This is a genomic window from Mycobacterium sp. UM_CSW (genome assembly GCF_000455205.1).
In the GTDB taxonomy this organism is placed as follows: domain Bacteria; phylum Actinomycetota; class Actinomycetes; order Mycobacteriales; family Mycobacteriaceae; genus Mycobacterium.
This window is the reverse complement of sequence record NZ_AUWQ01000143.1, coordinates 1-1,400: the sequence shown is the minus strand read 5'-3', so window position 1 is coordinate 1,400 and position 1,400 is coordinate 1. Positions and strand designations below refer to the sequence as shown.

At 63.9% G+C, this 1,400-nt stretch carries 1 protein-coding gene; it reads left to right on the top strand.

Annotation, left to right across the window (positions count from 1 at the left end; genetic code table 11):
* The first annotated feature begins 113 nt into the window (after window positions 1-113).
* On the top strand, window positions 114-1,349 hold the full coding sequence (locus N415_RS29600; RefSeq protein ID WP_068189642.1) for a DDE-type integrase/transposase/recombinase: 1,236 nt from the start codon (window positions 114-116) through the stop codon (window positions 1,347-1,349).
* The last annotated feature ends 51 nt before the right edge of the window (window positions 1,350-1,400 follow it).

Here is a 1,400-nt window from a genome sequence, read left to right as displayed (position 1 = left end):
CGCGTTGACTCACTAAAAGTGCCCGGTTAGCCCTTTCGTTGCCTCATATGAGAATGCCCGCCTGCGGCGTGTCGTTGGGGGCGTGGGGGCAAACGCTGGGCTACCGCCGGATGATGGAGTTGACGTTGGCGCAGCGCACTGCCGTGACGAGGGTGATTGCGGTCCGCTACCGGCGGGCGGGCAAGGCCGAGAAGGCAAAAATTCTTGACGAGCTGTGCGCGACCACGGGGTGGCATCGTGATCACGCGCGCAAGGCGTTGCGCCTGGCCCGGCGCCCACAGCTGGTCAGTACGCGGCGGCCGCGTTCACCGAAGTATGGGCCCAAAGCGGTTGCCGCGCTGGTGTTGTGCTGGGCGGTGGTGGGGATGCCGGCCGGTAAGAGGCTGGCGCCGATTTTGGGTGAGTTGGTGTCGGTGCTGCGCCGCTACGGCGAGTTGGATATCGACGAGGACACCGCGGCGCTGCTGGCAGATATGTCGGCGGCCACCATCGATCGCCGGTTGGCCCCGGAACGCAAGAAGTACCTCGCCAGGGGACGCTCACGCACCAAGCCCGGCAGTCTGCTCAAGAGTCAGATCCCGGTGCGCACGTGGGCCGACTGGGACGATGCGGTCCCGGGTTTCGTCGAGATCGACCTGGTCAGCCATGACGGCGGGCACGCCGTGGGCGAGCATGTCTGGACCCTGACGGTCACCGACGTCGCCACCGGCTGGACCGAGAACCGCAGCGTGCCCACCAAGGCCCGCAAATGGGTCATGGCCGCCCTCGACGACATCACCGCGGTGATGCCCTTCCCGATTCGCGGCATCGATTCTGACAACGGCTCGGAGTTCATCAACTTCCATCTGCTGGACTGGTGCGACAAGCACCAGATCACCTTCACCCGCTCGCGCGTGGGCAACAAGAACGACGGCTGCCACGTCGAGCAGAAGAACTGGGCCGCCGTGCGCACCCTGGTCGGCTACCACCGCTACGACACTCCCGCAGAATTGGTGCTACTGAACACGATCTGGCCGTTGCAAGCCTTGTTGAGCAACTTCTTCTACCCCCAGCAGAAACTCGTTTACAAAGCCCGTGACGGCGCGAAGATCGTGAAGAAGCACGACACCGCAGCCACCCCGCACAAGCGGGCACAAGCACACCCGAACCTGCCGACCACCGCCAAAGCCGACCTCACCCGCGCCTACCTCGACATCAATCCAGCTGCCTTGCAACGCCACATCCAGGCCCTCGTCAATGAGCTACTCACCTTGACCATCACCAAGGCTGGGCCTAAGCGCAAAGCCCCACCCAACAAGGTGCCAGCAAACGATGCAACGAATCAGCTGACGCGGGCATCCGGCATTTGAGGCAACGAATACCGTCGCGGGCACATTGACATGAGGCAACAAGCGGCACCC